Source organism: Halomonas sp. MCCC 1A13316 (assembly GCF_014931605.1).
Classification (GTDB): Bacteria; Pseudomonadota; Gammaproteobacteria; order Pseudomonadales; family Halomonadaceae; genus Halomonas.
This window is the reverse complement of sequence record NZ_CP053382.1, coordinates 4380471-4398327: the sequence shown is the minus strand read 5'-3', so window position 1 is coordinate 4398327 and position 17857 is coordinate 4380471. Positions and strand designations below refer to the sequence as shown.

The 17857-nt window shown below is 58.3% G+C and carries 14 protein-coding genes; all 14 read right to left on the bottom strand.

Features of this window, described 5'->3' with window-relative positions:
* Nucleotides 1–10: 10 nt before the first annotated feature.
* Entirely contained in the window at nt 11–1846 is a 1836-nt protein-coding gene (locus HNO52_RS20465; protein WP_232090423.1) for an RNA/DNA-binding domain-containing protein, read from the bottom strand.
* A complete protein-coding gene (locus HNO52_RS21165) occupies nt 1836–4700 on the bottom strand; it encodes a DNA methyltransferase (RefSeq protein ID WP_232090422.1) in 2865 nt (954 codons plus the stop codon). The genes HNO52_RS20465 and HNO52_RS21165 overlap by 11 nt, the downstream gene beginning before the upstream one ends.
* A gap of 163 nt (nt 4701–4863) precedes the next feature.
* Entirely contained in the window at nt 4864–8589 is a 3726-nt protein-coding gene (locus HNO52_RS20455; protein WP_197566989.1) for a DUF6079 family protein, read from the bottom strand.
* 11 nt (nt 8590–8600) lie between these two features.
* Nucleotides 8601–9068: a BREX-3 system P-loop-containing protein BrxF gene (brxF, locus tag HNO52_RS20450; protein ID WP_197566988.1), complete on the bottom strand. Its 468-nt coding sequence runs from the start codon at nt 9066–9068 to the stop codon at nt 8601–8603.
* Nucleotides 9069–9075: 7 nt separating this feature from the next.
* A complete protein-coding gene (locus HNO52_RS20445) occupies nt 9076–9987 on the bottom strand; it encodes a helix-turn-helix transcriptional regulator (protein WP_197566987.1) in 912 nt (303 codons plus the stop codon).
* Nucleotides 9988–10262: 275 nt separating this feature from the next.
* Nucleotides 10263–10760 (bottom strand): RadC family protein, encoded by a 498-nt coding sequence (gene radC, locus HNO52_RS20440; protein ID WP_197566986.1) that lies wholly within the window; start codon nt 10758–10760, stop codon nt 10263–10265.
* Nucleotides 10761–10770: 10 nt separating this feature from the next.
* Nucleotides 10771–11382 carry a lambda exonuclease family protein gene (locus HNO52_RS20435; RefSeq protein WP_197566985.1) on the bottom strand — a complete coding sequence of 204 codons (612 nt, stop codon included), beginning with the start codon at nt 11380–11382 and terminating at the stop codon, nt 10771–10773.
* A 112-nt stretch (nt 11383–11494) separates the two neighbouring features.
* Nucleotides 11495–12283 carry an ERF family protein gene (locus HNO52_RS20430; RefSeq protein WP_197566984.1) on the bottom strand — a complete coding sequence of 263 codons (789 nt, stop codon included), beginning with the start codon at nt 12281–12283 and terminating at the stop codon, nt 11495–11497.
* Nucleotides 12284–12294: 11 nt separating this feature from the next.
* On the bottom strand, nt 12295–12480 hold the full coding sequence (locus HNO52_RS20425) for a hypothetical protein (protein WP_197566983.1): 186 nt from the start codon (nt 12478–12480) through the stop codon (nt 12295–12297).
* A 112-nt stretch (nt 12481–12592) separates the two neighbouring features.
* Nucleotides 12593–13561, bottom strand: a complete 969-nt coding sequence (locus HNO52_RS20420) for a DUF932 domain-containing protein (protein ID WP_197566982.1) — start codon at nt 13559–13561, stop codon at nt 12593–12595.
* A gap of 64 nt (nt 13562–13625) precedes the next feature.
* A complete protein-coding gene (locus HNO52_RS20415; RefSeq protein WP_197566981.1) occupies nt 13626–13943 on the bottom strand; it encodes a hypothetical protein in 318 nt (105 codons plus the stop codon).
* Between the two features lie 191 nt (nt 13944–14134).
* On the bottom strand, nt 14135–14905 hold the full coding sequence (locus HNO52_RS20410; RefSeq protein ID WP_197566980.1) for a hypothetical protein: 771 nt from the start codon (nt 14903–14905) through the stop codon (nt 14135–14137).
* Nucleotides 14902–15987, bottom strand: coding sequence for a hypothetical protein (locus HNO52_RS20405; protein ID WP_197566979.1), 1086 nt, complete (start codon nt 15985–15987; stop codon nt 14902–14904). Before HNO52_RS20405 ends, HNO52_RS20410 begins: the two co-directional genes overlap by 4 nt.
* Nucleotides 15988–16419: 432 nt before the next feature.
* Nucleotides 16420–17661, bottom strand: coding sequence for a tyrosine-type recombinase/integrase (locus HNO52_RS20400; protein WP_197566978.1), 1242 nt, complete (start codon nt 17659–17661; stop codon nt 16420–16422).
* Nucleotides 17662–17857 lie beyond the last annotated feature (196 nt).

Genomic DNA, 17857 nt, shown 5'->3' with positions numbered 1-17857 from the left:
GGTCGCCGTGTCATTCGCCGTCACCATCACGCAGCGCCTCGCCTTGCTCGGTGAGTCGATAGCGTTGTTTACTGGAGCGAGGCTTGTCCGGCTGGGTCATCTCAACAAGGTTCAACTCCAGTAAGGGGGTCAGTACCGCCTCTCGGAACTTGCTGCGATTACTGCGTCCTGCCCATTCCATCAGGGTGGCGATATCGTGCTCATCCTCTAATCGCATCAACACCGTGCGTTGTTCAGCACTGAGCCCCGACATGATCCCGACTTGGTCCCGACTTGGTCCCGACTTGGTCCCGACTTGGTCCCCGGCCGGAGCTTCTGCCTCACGAGCAAAACGCTGACGGATTTCCTCCCGCACCTGGTATTGGGTATCACTGAGCTTGTCGAGCAGCTGCTGCAGCACCAGATGATCAGCCACTGCCCGGGCTTGTTGGGTGGTGCTGATGCCCAGGCTGCGGATTGCGGTGAGGGTCAATGGCTCGTCTTGCGGCAGGGTCAGTGCCAAGGCCAGCGCGTCGGCCTGCTCCGGCGTCAGGGTCGCGCCCAGGGTTTCACGAAAACGCTGCATGGCATCGGTGACCAACGGCTGGTTGATCAGCTCCAGCTCGAACTCCTTGCGTGCCTTGTCGTTGTTCAGTCGTGGCGGCGTGCGCCCCAGCTCGTGCCAGTTGCGGAAGATGGCGCGAATCCCGGTACCAGCCTGGTCTGATAAACCAATACGGCGGAAGGCCTTCACGATGGCAGGGTTGCGCACTTCCTTCTCGGTCGGGTCCAGCAACTCCGCTTCGGTGGCAAAGGCATCGCCGGGGTTCCAGAACACCGTGCGGTCGGTAAAGAGCTTGATGGATGCCTTGCGGCCGTGATCACCGTAATCCTGGTGGATCAGCAGGTTGATGGCCGCTTCGCGAAAGGCCACATAGTCCGGCGGATCGTCGTTGCGGCGCAGTGTTGCCGGGTCGAGTGAAAACGGATGTTCGGCAATGCGCATATAACGCGCCACCAGCCCTTGCCAGGTCTGGAAGATGTTTTCTTCAAACACATAGCGGTCATGCCAGCGCTGATCGGCCGACCAGTTGCCGAAGCTGGTATCAATACGCTGATAGTCGAGCACAGGGCGGGGCAGAATCTGGCGAACATAGCGGCCAGTACCAAACAGCAGCACGCCAGCACGGGTTGGCAATGTATTGCCACCCTGTTCAACCACAAAATTCCAGTTCAGAAGAAAGGCAATCGGATCAGTGATCTCCACGTGCTCGGGATTACGCCGGGCAAACTGTTCCTGGTACCAACGCACGGTGGTTTCATCAAAGCACTGGTCGACCGGGATGTCGGTGAGTACCACGCCGTCGTATCTGTCCTGCGCGGCATCACGCAGGAAGCGTTCCAGCTCACTTTGGGTAACCTGTTCATCCCCCGCCGCACGCCGAATGTAACTCTGCCGGGGGTCGCCCTTGAGGTAGACAGGCTTTTCAGACCGGGATAGCTCTGGCACATGGAAGGCAAATACATGCTTGCCGTCGATCTCGAAACGATGGGCATCGACCACAATCACCCGATTCAGCTTTTGCCCACCGCGCAGCACCGCCAGGAAATCATTCTGGACCTTGTCCGGCTCCGAGACGCCGGTCACTTCCAGCTGGCCGTTGGCCTCACTGACACCGAACACCAACCAGCCGCCCGCAGTATTAGCAAAGGCAGACACGGTCTTGTAGGCATCCTCCGGCACACCACGCTGGGCTCGCTTGCACTCGAAATCAATCCATTCGATGCCGTTAAGCCGTGCCAGCAATTCGTCCTGGTTCATTGCACAGCGACCTTTGCCGAAATCAGGAATGGCCTCATAGGCCATCCTCGGTACGTGTCAGAGCATAGTCATACCACCGCAGCAGCTTTTCGTCTTCTTGGAGTGCCTGCTCGGGGATCTTTTGTGCTACAGCAAGGATGGTTTGGTAGTCCTTCTTGCCCCAGGCATCATTGAAGCCGGCGCGCAGCGCTTCCAGACGGAACTCCTTGAGGCGGCGGCCAGTGAAGGCCTCGTACTCCTGGAATTCCTTGAGCAGTGCCTTTTCGCGCTTCTTCTCCAGATCTTGTGCCTTGTTCGGATCAGGCACAAACCAACGGTCTTTGGCTTTTGCGATCAGGCGCGGGTCGCTTTTCTCCAGACCACGCAGATCCTTGTGGTTGGTGGAGAGGTAGCTGTGAATCTGGCTGGGCACTTCGCCAGTGCCGTCGTATTTCAGGAAGTTGTTTTCCAGCAGTGCCATCAGCTCAGGCTTGGCTTCGTGTTTCTTCCAACCGGCGCCAAGTTGAGCAGTGAGCTCAGGATGGACCTCTTGATAGGTCGAGGGACGGCGCTTCAAGAAGTCGGTCAACCAGTCGATGGCGCTGCGCTCGTCAGAAACAAACAGATCCATCTGCGGAGCCTGGGCGACTTGGGCACGCTTCTTGTCATACTCGGCCACTTGGTCAGACAGAAAAACCATGCCGTCGCGGTCGGGGAAGCGACTACGCAGACCGTCTCGAAACTCCTGACTGGAAAACGGCACGGGCGCGCTATGTCTCACGAACCACGCCACCATTCGGTCAAACAGGATGCGCGGATCACGCTCAGCGACAAACTCCAGTTCGCCGTTCCTCATCTTCACCACGGGTAGTTGCTTTAGGTGGGTCTGAACAAAGTCCCATGCCGATTCCGGTGTGGCCCCGCGTTGTGCGAAACGTTGCTCCAAGCCACCGTTGGGTTTGTAGGCGGAGATGACCAGATCTTGTTTGACCGCAGTCACGCCAACAATTGCGTTCAACCCCCCACGTTTCTTGTCAAGGGCGGACACATTGGCAACAACAAAACCTGCCTCTTGCAATCCCGTCTGAATTGCGTTCCAAATAACGGCTTGTGTGTTTGAAAACTCCACTGTCATCCAACGACCTGGTTTCAGCACCCTATAAGCCTCTTTAAAGCACCGTATCATCAAGTCCCGGTACTCATTAACCGACTTTTTCTGGTGTCGATCTTCGATCGCCTCCGGCTCTCGGTTAGTCATAACTCCAAGCCAAGACTCCATAATGGAGTTAAGTTCTGAGTAGCTAATATTTTTACCGAACGGCGGGTCAAAAAAGAAATAATCAACAGAATCATCGGGCATCAAGAGTTGAGTAGTCGATTGTGTTGAAATCGCAGGCCTGCCTAGGTCATTTGATAGTATTGCCTTTCTGAATGCGGCGAGTCGGTCAGAAATCAAGCCAATAGCGTTCACCTCGACCTGATTGGAAGGCACGTATAATGTCCCCCGGCGGTGTCCTGCTGTAGCGCCTCCTACACCTGCTTTTTCACCGCCAACGCGAGTGATAGCGATCTGATGCTGCTTTGATCCTCTTTGAAGGCTGCCAGAAACAGCCCACTTCAGATCAAATGGCATTTTCTCGAAGGCATAGGCGAAGACAGAGAGGTTTCTTTTCGTGTAGAAGTGATGGACATGTGTAATTCCGATTGGGTCGTTACGTCGGGTCTCACCACCCTTGAATAGTCGATTCGAGGGGTATTGAGCTTCAATATCTTCTTTGTCTACCCGAGCGCATAGCGTGAGGTCGGCGACATCTGGGCTCTTGTCGAATCTTTTTGATCCAACCGAATAATTTATTCTTACGGGTGCTATTTTCGCCTGTTTAACAATATCTCCGACAGCCGAGTCATGAAAGCTGACAAGGGCATGATCGAGAGATCTTTTCGTTTGTGTCGACTGGCAATGCGGACAAGGGAAGCTCTCCCTGACTTTTCCGTTTTCAACATCTACCGCGGAGTTCCAAAAAACGATCTCGCCAGCACATTCAGGGCAACTGAAAACATCAGACCAAACAACATAGTTGATGCGGCCTATTTTTACGCCGCTCACCGACTCCAGAGTCCCGCCTGCTATTAACTCTTGACATGTGGCTTCCAGCTCAGCTTGAGTAGGCAGGTGTAGTGTTTGGTACATCCAACCAAATCGTTTCTCAAGCTCAAAGATTGCGTCTTTTGCCCGGATATCGAATTCTATTCTGTCTTTGGGAACGTTGTAGTTATGGGAGATGAAAGTTGCTGCGGGTGACAAGTCCCCAAGCAAGGCACGCCTAGCTCCCAGCTTAGAAAATTTGGTCCATGTAGCTTGGCCATTGTCTTGATCCTCTTGGAAGATATTCCCTTCAGAATCAATTCGGTAGCCAAGTGACTGAACAGCTGCTCGATCCCCACAAAGTTGCGCAGCAACCCCTGTCATACCGGTTCCGCAGAACCCATCAAAAACAACATCGCCAGGCTGTGTATAATGCAAGATATACCGCATGATTGCTTTATGCGGAACCTTTGTGTGGTAACCGTGTGCATTGTATATAGGGTCGTTCTTTCCCTCGGTCACATCCGTAGCAAATGGCTCTTTGCTGTATGGAGTTGACGGATCATACGCCTTGCCATAACTGCGAACGAAATCTTCGATGAATGGATTGGGACAAGCTGTGAAGTATGGCGGATCTGAAAGCCTCAGTATGGCTTCATCAGATCCAGTGGGGAAACCTTCGATTTTCCTAAATTCAGGATCTTTCAGCTTTTCAGCCAGCAGCTTCAGATAATGCTCGCGGCGTACCTGGTCGCTGGGGAAGGTTTGGCCCAGGCATTCCACCGGGCCAGCGGTGGCCTCTGATCTCAAATCCAGGGTATCAGTCGAATTCATTGCGGTACGTCCGTTGTCTGTTGGCCTGCAAGTTGGCAAGAGCCACGACTTGCGGTCGAATATTGATTAGCCGAACAAGTGACTGAACATGTGCGGCAGAAGCCTGCTGCGCCTAGTTCAGTCACTTGTTCAGAGATTGTCTGTACGGTGGTTTCGGTCACGGTCACTCCACCACAAACCGCAGTTTGCTGGCGTCCTTACCCTTGCAGCGCTCGGTCATGAATGACTCGAAGCGTCGGCGCAGGTCTTCCGGAGTGGCCGGAGAGCCGCCGGCCAGCAGTGCCTGTTTGATGTCGTCGCCGGTGACCAGGATCTTCTCCAGGCCGGACAGCGCCTCCTGAATCGTGGCCACAAATTCGGGCGTGGCCGGGTCGGGCAGTGTTTTGGTCGCCAGGAACGCGGTGATCAGCTCGCGTTGGTTACCCTTTAGCAGCTCGAAGTTGGCTTGGATAGTGGGGTCATCAAGGTTGTCCAGCAGGGTCTGTTGCCAGCCTTCGAGCAGGCGGTCCAGCTCTTCATCCAAAGCCTTGAGTACGTTGGCTGCCGGCAGCAGGTCGGCTTGCTCGTTGGCCGGCCGGAAACCGCAGTGCGGGCATACCGGGCTGGTGGCCAGCTCGGCCTCGATCAGCGAGGCACAGCTTTTGAGCTTGTCGAGCTTGTCTTCGAAGCTGGTGAGCTGTCCGGTAGGCATCAGCGAGATGCCCGCCAGGGCGCGCAGCGTGGTGATGCGCGAGTCGCGGCGCAGGGCTGTCTTGGTCTTGTCCTCGGCTACCCCGAGGCGTGCCTTGCTGTGCTGGGCCACATAAGCGTTGATGTAGTCCTTCTTGAGAGCTGCCAGCTGTTGGCGGTAGGCGGCGGCGTGGGCTGCGCTCTTGTCCTGGGCGAGCTTATCGAGAATGTCATTGCGGGCCGACTGAGCCTGCTGCACCCAGGCGTGGTCACTCGGCAGGACCATTTCCGCCTGGGACAGGTAGCCGGCCACACTGCCCAGCTCGGTGACCAGGTCACGTAGTTTCTCAACGGCGGTGAGCACGTCCAGGTTCTTTTGCTGTGCCTCGATGTCGGCCTGGGTGATCCGCAGGTTCTTCAGCTTACCCACAGTGTTGTAGGGCGACAGGCTTTCCAGGAAGCTCTTGAGGGCCTCCAGGCGGCCCCGCCAATCACGCAGTTCTTCCTCGCGCAGCAGGGATTGACCCCAGAAGCTCAGACGGGTTTCCAGGTCGGTACCTACGGTAAGCACCCGGTTGACCAGTTTGGCAACAGCCTCCAGCAGCTCCTTGACAGGTTCTTCCTTGCCCTGGGTTGCCATCTGCGCAAAACCGCTAGGTAGGCCCAGTAGTTCGAACAATGAGCGCAGGACGGCGACGTTGATTTCCTTGGGAGCTTCAACGTGCTTGAAGGTCTTCAGATCATCCTGGGCGCGTTCCACCAGCAGGGAGAGTTTACCGGAGTCGATCTTGTCGCCGGTGATGGCGAGCACAATGTCGCCGGAGTAGACCAGCCCACCCAGCACGGCCATCAGCAGATCGGGCTCCAGGCGGAAGCGTATCGGTGCGAAGTACTCGACATCGGTGGCGCCACTGATCAGTTCGGCGCGGTTAAGAACTTGGCCATGGCCCTTGGCGGTGAGGCGGCTCAGGATTTCCTGGGCGTAGCGGGAGCGGGTCGGCTCAATGCGGTCCCCGTCGAGCATTTCCAGGGCATCCAGGATGACGATAGCGTCCTTGGTGCGGGTGCCGCCGGCAAGTGCCTTCAGCGCATTACCGATGAGCTGCTTGCGGTTGGCTTCGGTAACCAGCGCGGAAAACGTCGGATACTCCGGTGCCAGATCGGCAAAATGGGTGCCGAGGGCCAGGCCTGAGGTAACGTTGACGATGTCACGGAAGTTGGCGCGCTCATCCGGCCCCAGGCGCAGTTTGTCACGCATGGAAACGCCCTTGGCCCACTCCTGCAGGGATTTGGTCTTGCCCTGGTAGGTGACTTCGAAGGCCGTCATCTGCTTGTCCTGCAGCCACTTGCTCATGTCGCGCAGAGCTTCTTTTGCCTTGTCCAGATACACCGACTTGGCGCCACCGCTGGCCGAGGAAGCCAGCTCCTGGGCTGCGGCATAGCAGGCCAGGTAGCGTTTGATGGCATCGTCCAGGCCTTTCAGGCGGAAGAACACTTCATCCGTGCGGCTGTCGTCGCGAAAGCGCGGGGGCTCGAACGGCTGGATGAAGTAGATGTAGAAATCGCGCTCCGGCTGGGCGGTCGGCCGGTCGTTGGGGGCGCCAAGGAACAGGTAGCCGTTGCGTTCGACACGCCGCTCCTGCCATTCCACCTGGTGTTGCCAGATCCGGTAGCCGGTTACGTAGGTGTCTTCCTCGGTGCGCTCCATCAACTGCATGAGGGCGCCGTAGTAGGCACGATCCAGGGCGTCGTCGGACAGGGCTTCGGCGCGCTTTTCGATTTGTGCGTCGTAGTCGACGTCTTTCTTTAGGTCGAGATAGTACTGCTCGGTATCGGGAGCCTTGGAGATAAACTGCCCGTTCACCGTCTTGACGATCTCGCGCAGGGTGGTTTGCACGGCAGTCAGCAGGTCGTCCGCCGGCTCGCCGCCCATGTCCTCAATGCCGGGCTGGTACAGACACAGGGTGTCGCGCAGCTCTTCTGCGGTCGGCCCCACGGGCACGTAGATATCGCCACCGGTGGTCAGGCGGTGGACTGACAGGCCCTTGATGACGCGCACGGCCATAGCCTTGTAGGCAGGGCGAGAAAACGCTTTTTGCACGCGCTCGCCCAGCACTTCAGCGACATTGAGTACCGGACCGATATTCGGGTCTGAGCGCAGGACCGAGTTGGATGTGACCGTTTCCCAGAATTTGTCGAAGCCGATCAGACCAGGGCGGTCGGTGGGCACTTCATCGTCCAGGATGGCCTGGATCTGGTCGCGCAAGGTGACCAGCGCGCCGCGCTTTTCGGTAAAGATCAGGCGCTCGAAGGTGCCGATGTAGTCCGGGTGCACCGGAAATAGTCGCACGTATTCATCCATCCGCTCGTTCATGTTGTGGTAGAACTTGGCGAAGGGTGTGAGGTAGGTGCGGATCTTGTGCTGCTGGTCAGCGGATTTTTTCAGCAGCCGCTCGGCGACCACGAAGCTGACATCCTGACGGGCCAGCAACACCTGGGCGAAACGCTCATTCACGCGGCGCAGGCTGTCGGCAACATGCTGGAAGCGGCTGTTATCGAAAATGGCTTCCTGTACGCCGGCCACAAAACGGAAACGCAGGTGCTTGGTGACTTCGCCGATCTCGCGCAGGAAAGACAGATCCAGCACCAGGTCGTGGTCCTTGCGCGAGCGCAGGAACTCAAGGAACTCGTCGACCACCAGCAGCACGCCCTTGCCAGGGTGTACTTCGTCAAAGGCGGCCATCATTTCCTCGAACGCTGCCTTGTTATTGACGACTTTGTCGGCCGGTGGGAAGGCGTAGCTGACGCCCTGCTTCTCCAGGAAGATCTCTAGCTCCTGGGTGATGATGTCGCGCAGGGACATCTGGCTGGAGATCTCGATGCGGTGCACCTTGAACTTGCCGGCGATGCTGCCGGCCGTCTCGGCGACTTTGGGGTGCTGAACCATCGGCACATAGGCGGCGTCTTCGGCGATCAGAGACAGCACCGACATCAAGTGCGATTTACCGGTGCCGTAGTTGCCGACCACCAGCACGCCTTTATGGTCAACCGACTCATCGAAGGAGAGCTGCGGGATCATCTGCTTGGCAATGCGCTCGGCCATGTCATCGGAAATGACATAGGTGGCGACGAGCTTCTTGGCCTCGTCGGGCCGATTGGCGTCGAGCAGCTGAATGACCGACTCAATCGGCTCGAACTGAATAAGATCCCCGTAGCGCATGTGCTTCCCCTTTACCCCATCGATTCAATTTCAAATGGAACCAGGCCATCCAGGCCGTAGTCCTGATATTCCGGATGCCCCATCTCGGCATAGACGAGCCGGCCTTCGCGCAGCTCACCCGGCCACACTGCGACTACGCGGCGGCCATGGGCGTGGCGCTTGAGCAGATCCAGCGGGTCCAGCTTGAGCGAGCGGTCAAACAGCAGCTCGAGATTGTCGAGCAACAGCAGGTCGCCCTCGGCATATTCATCAGCCAGATCCCGCAGGACCACATTTGCCTGAAGTGCTCGCTGCCGCTGAGACATCGCAGCCAATTGGCGGCCCAAGGCGGCACCAACATTCATCACACGGATGCCGTGTTGCTTCGCTAATGCACCGATCAAGGCACTCTTGCCGCTACCAGGGCGGCCAATCAGCAGGACCAGCTTGGTTTGCAAGGCGCCTACTTCGTTAACTCGTTGTTCGAGCTGCTCCAGCATGGCGGCCTCAGTCCAGTTCGACCGCTTGCTGCTGCTCTGACGAGCAGTAGCCGGGTGCGAGCAAAGCGCTCTTGACGCCATAAATGGCCAGGTGATCTTTCAGCCACAGGCGATACTCTGGCCCCCGCAGGCTGTGATCCGGGGAGCAGTCGACGCTCCATTTGCGCAGGATGTATCCCGCCGTGGCAGCCCGCAGCTTCATGCGCAGGCTGCCGTCATCCATGCCGTAATCCATTTGGGTGATCTCTGGGCGCGGTTGTGCTGGATGCGGGACCAGTTCCAGCTCCACGATGCGGGTCCACTGGATATCCTGGTCGCTGCGCTCGTAGGCTTGCACGCCGGCATCCCGTGGACCCGTCGGGCGCTTTATCCGTGTAATCACGAAATCCCTGAATTCCTGGGTTTTGCGATCAAAAGCGCGGACGTGCCAGCGCAGCCCGTTGTCGATCAGGGCAAAGGGCACGATTTCGCGCTGGGTGCGGCCGCTGGAAATGGAGTGATATTCGATGGCCAGGGGCCGCTCTTGGTGAATGGAGCGGGTGACGGCGGCCAGCACGTCCAGATCTGGATGCGTGAGTCTGGATGGGATCTCACTGGCTACCCAGGCCCTCAGCCGGGAGGGTTCACCATCGCCAAACCCTTGGGTCAACCAGGCCAGGACCCGCTCGGCCTGGAAGTCAAAAACGGGTTTGAAATGCTCGCCAAGGATGTAGTACTTCGCTTTGGTGTCGTATTCAATATTGCCTGGCGCCAATTCCTTGTAGATCGCCAGATCCCTCGTGGCAGCGGCCGACTGGATGCCGAAGCGCGATACCAGATCCTGGCGGCGGATATCCCCAATGAAGCGCACCCGCAGCTCTACAAAGGCAAGGCGGTCGCGCTGCGGCTGGGTAAGGTCGTCAAGCTGTTCGTTGGACATTCCTGAGACTCATGCTGGAATCGGGCCTTGATTGTTTCAGAAAGTATATGGCACGCCCGAGCATGCGTCCATTGCACACATGAGGATTCTATGTGGCGATCATAGTGATCATGACCATGCCGAGGCGATGTTGGTTGGGGGTAGGGTCGAGACAGGTCCTTTCATATCCCAAACCGGCCAGTAGCTAATAAAAAATAAAATGCTAATGGTGATGCCGGTGCCACCCATGAGGGCGGCACCAGCGCTATGGTGTGAATATCTGATTCTGATCAACGCTACAGATACCCCCGCTCTGCAAACGACTCGCATCCTTCGCTACCTACCAGGATGTGATCGATGACGCGGATCTCCACCAGGCCCAGCGCTTCCTTCAGCCGCTGGGTGATGCGGCGGTCGGCATTGCTGGGCTCGGGATCGCCGCTTGGGTGGTTGTGGACCAGTATGACGGCGGCGGCGTTACAGCCCAGGGCCTGCTTTACCACCTCACGGGGATAGACGTTGGCTGCGTCGATGGTGCCGCGGAACAGCTCCTCGAAGCATATGACGCGGTGTTGGCTATCGAGGAAGATGGCACTGAACACCTCGTGCTCGTAGTCCTGTAGCAGGATCTGCAGGTACTCGAATGCCAGTGCTGGCTGGGTGATCTTGCGACCCCTGGCCAGCCGACGACGGGCGAAGGCCTTGGCGATGCTCAGGAGCTCCGCTTCGGTCACCGTGTCGGTGATGCGATAGGTACCGGCGGTCTCGCCGGCACTCAGCTTGCGATGGTTCATGATTGTCTCCTCAGGCCGCCATCACTTGCGCCATGCGGCGCTCCATTTCTTCGTAGAACGCCTCGACCCGCTCGGCGATGGTGCGGATCAGCGCCTCGTCCCGATAGGCGCGCTTCACGAACAGCGGCATGCCGGGCCAGTAGCTGACGAAGTCGATCCATTCCCGCTCACTGACCCACAGGCCTCCCTGGCACTGGGCCACGTGCTCCTGGGGCAGCTCACCCTCGATCAACAGTTCGATCTGGTACTTGGGCAGCTTGGTCTTGATCTCGGCCAATCCCTGGCTGTCCACCAGGCAGTCGGGTGAGTAGCCCACGCCGTGGTTGAGGATGATGCCGACCTGCTCCAGCCGTGGCAGACCAGTCGCTTCCTGGTAGAGCTCCCGGGCCACCGGTTCCAGTTCATGGCCGCGCTGGGTGTGGACGTTGCCCTGGAAGGCATCCGAGGGCTCGCCGGTGATGCATTCACCGATCAGCTGATGCATGTAGCTGATGGCGCCAGTACCGAAGCCTCCCGGCCCCTTGCCCTTGACCAGCAAGGTCTTCAGCTCGGACATGGTGACGATACCGAGGCGTGCGGCATGCCACTCGGGCGTGCCCTGTTCCAGTGTCAGGATCTGCATGACGATCTCCTTGGAGACACCACGGCATAGCGGCGAGGGTTATCCCTCGCCGGTTTATGCAGGCGTCATGGATTGGGTGATGGTGGTTGAGATGGCTAGGTTTTGTGGTGGATCAGTGGCGTTGACGCAGGGGCACGGCGCGTTTCTGCAGGGAGGCACGCAGCTTGTCGAAGTCGCTGCGCGGCACCTTCGCCACGTCGCCGTATTTGCCGACGAACCACTCCTGGGTGGTGACGGGGCAGGCACTGATCAGTTGCTGGAGCTGACTCGCCTGGAAAGGCGTGACCACCTTTATCGGTGGTGCAGCGCCATGACCGTTGTCGTCCTGCCCGCGGGTGGTAATGTTTAGCAGCGCGCACAACACATAGCGCTTGCCGTAGCTTGTCGAGGAGCCGAAGGCCTGCACGGCATTCTTGCTGCCGCTGGTATCGGCCGGCAGCAGCATGCTGGTCTCCTCACGGTGGCCATCCTTGTGCATCAGCACGCCGGTGACCTGGATACCCCGCTCCTGGGTCTGAATACGGAAGCTCACCGCAAAGCCGTGCTGCTTCATGATCGGCCGCACGGTATCGACGATATCCTCCAGGGTGGCGTAGGCCCCGTTGTTGCCCTGGCCGCGCTCGGCGATGCTTGGCAGCTCCGTCTGCATGGCCGCCATGGCGGCGCTATACGCCATCAGCGCCTGGCGGTCGAGAACGCGCTCCTGCATCTGCAGCAGGCGCTCCATCTTATCGATATCGACCTCAGGATTAAGCGCAGCCCGTTCGATCACCTGGATGATCGCGGTGCTCTCCTGAAGCGGCGACGCCGGCACCGATACCGCCTCGGTGACCGGGGCCTGGCGGGTAGCCGGAGCCCGGCCATTGGTCTTGCTGCGTGAGGGTTGGCTGGGTGTGGTCATGTGACCTCCTTTTACTGATAGTGCTTGAAGACATCCTGGAGCTGATCGGCAGGCACCGGCTCCAGCGACACGACCACGCGAAACACTTGGCCATGGGCCATCACGTGGGTCTGGGCTTGCTTCTCGCCAGCACCGAGCAGCTGACGGGCCAGCTGCGTCAGCGCCCGACAGGCCTCCAGTGAGAGGGGCAGTGGCATGGGACCTCCAGAATCGAAAACGCCCGACCTGGTGGGGTCGGGCGCTATGCCGTGAAAGGAAGAAGTGCAGTGGGTGGGCTGGACCGCAAGGGATACGTCATGTCGCAGTGGGTCAGGCCACCAGGGCTATGGCAGACTCGAGCGCCTTCTCCTTGAGGCTCGCCCCCTGACCGAACCAGGCCGAGTCCATGCGGTAGTCGTTGCTGCGGGCGCGCTTCTCGTGATCGACATACTCGGTGATGGCGTTGAGCAGGCCCCAGGCGGTCCCTTGGGCGGTACAGAGCTGCGAGCCTCGCCCTTCTCCGTGGTAGAGCTTACGCACGCGATTAAGAGCGCGGTAATTGGGTAGCTTGGAAGGATCATCCAGCGGCTCCTCGGCGTTGCAGATCACTGCCTGGAAGTAGGTCTTCACTTCCTCCTGGCTGACCTTACGCTCGGCCAGGGTCTTTATGCGGTACATGAAGTCGTCCCACTGTGAGACCGAAATGCCCAGCTGCTGCTTGACCCGCTGGGGGTTGAATTCGGTGCTGTGCGGCACCTTCACCCCCTGGCTCATGCCATCCACCGCGATGCTCAGCGTGTTGTTGCACACCACCCGCACCGAGGTGGGCGTGGCTACCGTGGCCAGCGATCCGTCACAGGACGTCGCCAGCAGCAGGTAGGCGTTGACCTGATCCTGCCCCTTCAGAGCCGTACCCAGGCCACTACGGGCCAGCGCCCAAAACTTGCGCCCACCCTTGAGAACACCGGCGGTCTCCAACTCGTAGCCGGCGTACTCGGTCAGATCACGGTAGAACTCCAGCACCTCCTCGGGCTGGACCACCTTGTAGCGCTGCGAGACCACCGACAGTGGTGCCCGGGTATCCGAGCGGTAGAGCACCTTCTGCTCGGGGAAGGAATGGATGCTGCCCAGATGGCAGGTGCCATCTGCGATGAAGCGCACCGGCGATTCCTCGATGTGCCAGTCCATGCCGGCCTGTTGCCGCCAGACCTCCAAGGGTTGATGCCGTGAAAGTTGCTGCCCCAGGCCATGCCAAGGGGTGTCGCCAACGTAGGCCATGTATTCGATTTGGTGTGCCATGAGAAAGCTCCTTGACGAAAAAAACCGGCAGATCGCCGGTGGTAGGGGGAAGGGTGTAACCGAGTCAGTCGAGAATGCGGAAAGCGTGGCCGCAGCCCAGGCACAGCCAGGGCGTGCCCTCACCGGGCGGGAACAGACTCTTGATCATCTGATTGCCGGCGGTGGCTCCCGCGATTCCTCCCGTTGTGGCAGCCACCACCGCAGTGGCGACTCGACTGAGAGGAAACTGGGTTGAGGCCACCAGCAGCCGACCATGCGAGTAGAGCGACGCATAGGCACCCCTGAAGGAGCCAGCCAGTGCACCGGCAGCGGTGCCCAACTTGCGGGCGGTCTCAAGGTTGATGACACGCGGCGAGTTACAGCGCGAGCAGGGTGGGGACATGTCGGGTCTCCTGTGCTTGTCCGTCAAGCCCGGGGAGGGCTCAGCTCACAGGAGTGATATAGATCTCAAGCTGAGTGGGATAGAAAAGGCGTCTCACTAATAGTAAGTTGGAGCGATTAAGGACTCTTGTTGGATCGTCAAAAAAAGAGCCAGCAACGCTGGCTCAAGCACTTCCTTGGAGTATTTCGGTATCAGGCGCTGAGAGCAGTAATCTTGTCGTATAGGGAACGGCGCGCCCGGTCCAGCTTGTCCGGGTTGACCTTGTTCGACAATGCCTCGCGGGGCTTGCGGCCCAAGAAATAGGCGATGCGTTCTGCATTGGCACCTGAGGGGTGAGGCATGCCGGCCAGCACCTGGTCTTCGTTGATCAGGCCTTGAGCTACCAGTTGCTGGAATACCTCCTCCACCCTCGGGCCGAGAGGCAGAAACAGGTTGTCTGGCAGGGCGCGAACTTCTTCCGTCAGCCATGTCTCGACCTGCCGGCGCAATGTAGGTTGCTTAAGCACTGATGGGGCGCCGTTGTAGTCTTTTCCATTGACGAAGACGGGATAACGCAGCGCCGAGGTATAATGGACCAAGTGCGAATGACAACCAAACAGTTGCTCACAACTATCTATACCCAACCAGCCCTGTAAGCCAAGCCCGTCAAGTAGATCCACCAGGTTGCGTCGCATCGGCCCGGAGAAGCTTGCGATCTTCTTGGCCTCCGCCATGGCGCTTTCGTGGGACTGCCCTTCTGCCAGACAGGCGCGAGCAGCATTGAGGGCATTGCGAGCCTGCTGCAGTCCCGGTGTGATCCCGCAGATGGTAATTCTCGCCTCTCGGTTGATGTGGTCAAAAGGGGCATAGTAGGTCTCTAAGCTGCCCGAGCGGTCCAATAGTAGCGTTTCTGGCAGGCGGTCATTTTGGCCGAGCGTGGGCATTGCACAAAGAATATCGGCGAAACGGGCGAACTGGCTCATGAGTAGCTTTTCTCGTTATTGGTGTGCGTAACGGGGTTCAGGGAGGCGCGAGAAAGGATCTCGATGACTCCTTTTAGGGCTTCGAGCGACGGAACGGTGACTTGCCATAGTTGGGCCGGACGTCCGCCTGGAAAACCTCTGTCGTGGAAATGGCTCGTGGATTCCTTGCTCCGATCAGTCTTGTTAGTTAGTCCCACAGCCATCAGTTCATTGCTGGGTTCAAACGGGAGTGTCAGGACACACTGGCGTCGGCCTCCCGAGTTGACCATCACGTAACGATGCGAGCGTGGTATCCGCCAAGTAGAGACGGTCTCTTGTGGCTCACTGTAGATTCTCTCCCAGTCAGTTGTGGTGTTCAGCCAGGCATCTGCATACTGGCCGTTCAGGGGAAGGTGGGGATCAAGGAAGTAGCAGGTCACGCCCCAAGGGAAACCATCTTTACGAGACATCCATGCAATTGCTGGCCATGCTGCAATGCGTTTTTGTCGATCGCGCGGGAGCTCACCCCTTGATACGGCATTCTTGATGGTTTCCAGCTTGAGCCCCGTTGCGATGGAGATCTCCTCGACCGTTATGAAGCGCTCATCTTCAAGGCCGGCAGGGCTCAGGTCGTGCCCGCCCAAGAAGGCGTCTTCATAACCAAAAGCGCGATCCAGGGAAAGTATCCGTTCTACTTTGTATCGCACCAGGAATGCAGCCAGCAGGTGGCAGAGCGACTGGTAACTGGCCTCGCCATAGTATTCAGTGGCGATCGCGCCCAAGCCCACGAAGACACGGAAATCGAGGACGTCATCTTCTAGCGCCCCGACTTTTTCAGGTAGTTTGACGTGATCCAAGACCGCAAAGCGGTAGAGGACCTCAGCGATGGCAGTAAAGCGCTTGGTGACTATATCGCTATTGGCCCTGACATTGCTGTCCCCACGAGGGTACTCGCCGGTATACAGCAGTGTTGGCAGGGTAGAGGTGGAAAAGGCGGCGATATCCTTGATGGCTTCGCAGATCTGCTCCCTATCGAGGGCCTCTGGGATGGAAAGGCCAAACGGGTAGTAGGTCAGCAGATCTTGGAAATTAAGTGTCGGCATGGCTAGGTCCTGTCTTTCCGTCAAGATGCGCTAAGTCTCTGTCAAAAAATAAAAAACCACAAGAGTGAATATCAAAATCACAAGATGCGTTTTGTCTGTGCCTCATGGCTCCTGAAGTGACGGGGCGAAAAAAATTCTATTCAGGACAAGTGCCACAGATTTCGTTTGATCTGGGCGCTGTATTGCTACAGCCAAGGGGGCGGGGTGGCTCAGAAGAGCAATACGAACAGCAGGTAGGTCCAGATCCAGACTGGGGCCAGCAGGACGGCAATGAGCAAGTATTTCAGTGCCCCTTCTATGATGACTCTCAGAAGCTCACAGATAACAAGAAATTTCAGGAACACAGCTGGTTGCCTCTGAATCGTTCCCGGTATTATAGGCGCCATAAGGTCCTACAGGACATGGTGCCTACCGGCATTCGATTGGGAGTGTTCAGCTCCACAAACTCGCCTCCTGTGCTTCATGGATGGCCGGCTCCACCAGCTTCGCCACCTTACCCAGGGCTTCCTTCCGCTCATCAAAGTAGTCGTGACGGTCGTAGATGCCCTCAATACCCTTGAGCTTATGGTTCAGGCAGCGCTCGGCGACATGACCCGGGACGCCAGCGGCGGCCAGCAGGCTACGGCAGGTGCGGCGTAGGTCATGCACCGTGAACTCGGCGATGTCGCCCATCCTGTTCTCCGGCTGCGGCTTCTTGCCGGGCTCCTTGCCAAACAGCTTGGCAATGGCGCGATTCAAGGTGTCCTTGCCCATGTGTGGCCGCTTGCTGCTGCGGCGGCTGGGGAAGACGTAAGGCGAGCCACAGGCGCGGATCTTGAGCTCTTCCAGCCAGGCGATGGCTTGAGCCGGCAGCGGGATCACGATACCGGTGCCAGTCTTGCTGCGTTCTCCCGATAGGTTCCACCGCTTGCCCTGCAGGTCAAATTCTGACCACTGGGCCTCGGTCAGCTCGGTCTTGCGTACCCCCAGGACGAGCAGCAGGGCGCACGCGAGGTAGTTGTCGCGGGTGAAGCTCTCCCGGTTGTCCCTGAAGATTTGAAAGACATGGTGTATCTCCTCGACGGTGAGGGCGCGGTCACGGCTTTTCTCGATGCCGCCAGCGTCGTTGACGCTGAAGGCAGCCGCCGGGTTGTAGGTGAGCAGTCCCAGCTTGATGGCGTGATTGAACAACTGCTTCAAGTACAACAAGGTGTCGTTGGCGACGGCCTGGCGCCCGCTGCTGGCAACCTTGCGGATAATGTCTCGCACGTCCATGGGGGTGACCTTGTCCAAGGCCTGGTGGCCTATGGATGGGGCGACCTCCTTCTCGAAGATGCGCTTCGGGATGCGTGGGTGCTTCAGACGTTTCTCCAGATCATGGTACCAGTCGTCAAACAGCTCTCTGACGGTGTGGATGGTAATCTGCTCTTCCCGCTTGCGCTCCTCGACGGGGTCGATGCCGCTACGTATGGCTCTCTGAGCTTCGACAGCTTGCTCACGGGCCTCAGCCAAGGATAGGTTCGCGCACTTGTCCAGCGTCAGCTCACGGCGCTTTCCAGCGAGCGTGTACCGATGCATCCAGTAGGGAGCGCCCTTTTTGGGGATCATCAGGTACAGGCCGCTTCCATCGCTGTAGCGGCCAGGAGCACCGTCCTTGATAAGGGACTGGACCTTCTTGGCTGTAAAATTCCCCATCACCCCCTCCTGGCAAGTGCCATCAAAAATTTGAAACAAATGTTTGGATTCTTGGCGGCCAAGGCCGGGCGTCGCTCATTAACTTCATGTTTAGCCAACACTTCGTGCCTGGCATGCAGGAGAGGGCTGTCGCTGGAAAGGATGGCCGTGTCCGGTAGTGAGCGTTTGAAGTGGGGAGTACCCATGGAGAAATTTT